The organism is Kitasatospora cystarginea, assembly GCF_039533515.1.
Taxonomy (GTDB): domain Bacteria; phylum Actinomycetota; class Actinomycetes; order Streptomycetales; family Streptomycetaceae; genus Kitasatospora; species Kitasatospora cystarginea.
Genome location: NZ_BAAATR010000128.1, coordinates 1 through 2,823 on the forward strand (window position 1 = coordinate 1; position 2,823 = coordinate 2,823).

The 2,823-nt window shown below is 68.5% G+C and carries 2 protein-coding genes and 2 pseudogenes; 1 reads left to right on the forward strand and 3 read right to left on the reverse strand.

Annotation, left to right across the window (positions count from 1 at the left end; all coding sequences use genetic code 11):
* Positions 1-541: pseudogene (locus tag ABD369_RS40300) on the forward strand (hypothetical protein); the annotation flags it as partial.
* A 17-nt stretch (positions 542-558) separates the two neighbouring features.
* Here ABD369_RS40300 and ABD369_RS40305 read toward each other — a convergent pair.
* From ABD369_RS40305 to ABD369_RS40315, 3 genes and pseudogenes are all read right to left on the reverse strand, one after another.
* Positions 559-744: pseudogene (locus ABD369_RS40305) on the reverse strand (transposase); the annotation flags it as partial.
* A gap of 45 nt (positions 745-789) precedes the next feature.
* The gene (locus ABD369_RS40310) at positions 790-1,218 is read right to left on the reverse strand and encodes a RacP protein (protein ID WP_344641611.1); all 429 of its coding nucleotides are present in this window, start codon (positions 1,216-1,218) and stop codon (positions 790-792) included.
* 2 nt (positions 1,219-1,220) lie between these two features.
* Entirely contained in the window at positions 1,221-2,240 is a 1,020-nt protein-coding gene (locus ABD369_RS40315; RefSeq protein ID WP_344641612.1) for a DUF6192 family protein, read from the reverse strand.
* Between the last annotated feature and the right edge of the window lie 583 nt (positions 2,241-2,823).

Consider the following 2,823-nt stretch of genomic DNA (forward strand, 5'->3'; position numbering starts at 1 on the left):
GGGCCTTCAGGGCCTGCTTGAGCCGGATGCCCGGAAAGCGGGCAAGTCCGGTTCTGAGGGGGGTGCGGCGCAGCAATGCGCCGCACCTACCCGACAGGTCGAATCCGCCTTCCGCCAGGTGAAGACCTTCCAGCGCGGCAAGGCCACGGTGCTGCGGTCCGTCTCCCCAGAACTGGTGCGTCAGGAGATATGGGCGCACCTGACACTCCATCACTGCCTGAGCAGGATCATCATGCGGCTGGCCGACGGCGACGGCCTGGACCCCGACCGTATCTCGTTCGTCAAGGTCCTCAAGCACGCCCGCCGCAGCGTCATGCTCCAGACCGGGCAATCGACCCGTCACCTGCGGAAGTTCATGAAACGCATGGCCACGAAGGTCGCACGCAAGCTCGACAACGGCGTCCGACGGCTCCGCGAGTCGGACCGCTACACCCGCCATCCGGTCTCGCAGTACATCGTGCGCAAGAAGGACCAGGCCAGACGAGGAACCCGACGAGTTGGAGAGAAGGTCATCACCCTCAGCCCGGCGATGCTTCACTAGGTCAAACAACGGCATTGGCCCGTGTCCACGACGTACCGGATCGCGTCGACGATCTCGCGGCGCGGGTGCTTCTCCGGCCGCCCGCCGGTCGGGCTCTCACAGGCCGGCGGTGGCAGCAGCGGTTCGATCAGTGCCCACTCGGCGTTCGTGGTGTCCGAGGGATAGCAGCGGCGACGGGTCACGGAACCCTCCCGGCAAGGCAGGGGCCCGGGTGCCGGGCCGCGAGGCGGTCGGGCACCCGGGCCTGGTCAGGCATTGACGTTCTCGGCGATCACATCGAGCGTGGACTCGACCGAAGCCAGCTGGGTGTTTAGGTGCTTGATCCACCGGCCCTTGGGCTGAAGGACGGCGTGCGGGGCGACGACTGCGGTGATGAACCGTCGGATCTCGGTGAGCTTCTCCCGGATCACCGCCAGCTCGTAGGGTTCGAGCTCGACGGGGTCCGAGCAGAACTTGTAGCCGTCCGCCCTGGTCCAGATCATGGGCGGGTAGCCGCGCTCGGCGATGATGTCGCGCAGGCAGGCCAGTCCGGCGCGGACCTGGCTCGCGCTCAGCTCGCTGGATCTGACCAGCTGGTCGAAGGTCAGACCGGCCGGGCGGGCCTCGAAGAGGACGAACCGGACGGTGTCGGCATGCCGTTCGGCGGCGGGCGACCGGCGCTGGGAGGCGCGGGGCACGGCTACTCGCCTTGGAGGAGTCGGGCCAGCTCGCCGTCGACGTCGACCTTGCCGGTGTCCACCGCGGTCTCGATCCAGTCGAGGGTGGCCCGGCAGGCGGCGATCCGTTCGTGGATGATGGCCTGCTCGTCCGCGCTGAGCTGGCGGTCCCGCAGGCCCGGGACGACCCGGCCGGCGGCAGCGACGAACGCGTGGCAGGCGGTGACGAGGTCCAGGAACTCCGCTGACCGGTCGATCTGCCGGACTGCGGGGGCGATGGGGCTGGTCTGCTCGAAGTGCTCGCGGGCCTGCCGGCCCCGCTCGACCTGGGCGTGGTTGACCTGGTGGCGGGCCACGTTGTCGGCCATCGCCTTAAACGCGACGTCCGGACGCCGCAGCAAGCCGGTGGTCACCTCGGCGGCTACGGTCTCGTCGCGGGTCAGCTCTTCGACCACCCGGACCTTGTCTTCCGACTTGACCTGGGCGACTACCGCCGGGCGCCGCAGGAAGTCGGAGGTGACGATCGCGGCGACCTCCTCGTCCCGGGCCAGGGTGTGGATCGCGCTGATCTTCTCCTGCGGCGTGATCGGGTTCTCCACCTGCCGGCCGACCCGCCGGTTCGCCTCGTCCGGCGTCCACCGCTTCTTGCCCGGGGGCGGGGTGAGGATCGCGGCGAACCGTTCCTGCTCGTCGGCTATGCCGGCCAGGATCCGGTGGACTGTCCAGGACACCCCGGCCTGCCGCCGGGCCTGCGGCCACTTCGAGGCCACCCATCTGAGCGTTTCGACCGTCTTGTAGGTCAGGCCGATGTCCTCCGCCAGGCGGGCCAGCGACTGCCTGACCGTGAACAGGTCCTGTCCCGGCAGCGCGGACTGGCTGCCGCCGACCTCGCGCATCGGCTCGATCTCCAACGCGCCGTCGCCGATCGTGAACTGGCCCCTGGACTGGGCCGCCACCACCTCGCGCAGCTGGGCCACGATCTGCTCGTAGCGGCTCTGGCTGACGCTGCCGACCTTGTCGGCCTTTTCGATCTCCTCGGGCATGGCACTTCACCACCCACCGCGGGCCGGGGCACGGCCCTTCGGCCGTGACGGGACAGGGCCCGCTTCCGCCCAGCAGAGTCAGCCAGAAAATCCACTGATCACAACAATCAACCTGCAGATGAACGGAGTTGAAAGCTTATGAGCACATAATCCGTTCGCAATACGGTCACTGTGACCGTTCGCCGAGCGTTTCTTTGCGGCGCCGCCAGGCCCTCACAACGCACCGCCGCGAGCAGTACCGGGCGTTCGAGCGCCGGTCAACGCCGACCACCCACCGGGCCCCGCACTCGGGGCACTCGGCTTCACCCTCACCGCTCCGTACAGCCGCCACCCGCATCCGCAATCGGCGGTCCACACGCCACTGCCTGGCCCGACACGCCGAAGAGCAGTACACGGCATGAGGCCGTGCTGCCAGCCTCAGCCGTTCACCGCAGCCTCTGCACTTCCGATCTCCGGCCTGCCCGGTGCCCCTGGACACCACGCCAGGGTGGGCTTGATTCGCTTTGACGGACACCCCTGATCAGGGGCTTCGGTCCCGGTAAGGATGATGTCCATCATGGAGAGCATGGGGAAGAAGCCGCGC

Coding starts and splice junctions, on each gene's coding strand:
- ABD369_RS40315 (WP_344641612.1), bottom strand. CDS start 2,240: ATGCCCGAGGAGATCGAAAAGGCCGACAAGGTCGGCAGCGTCAGCCAG.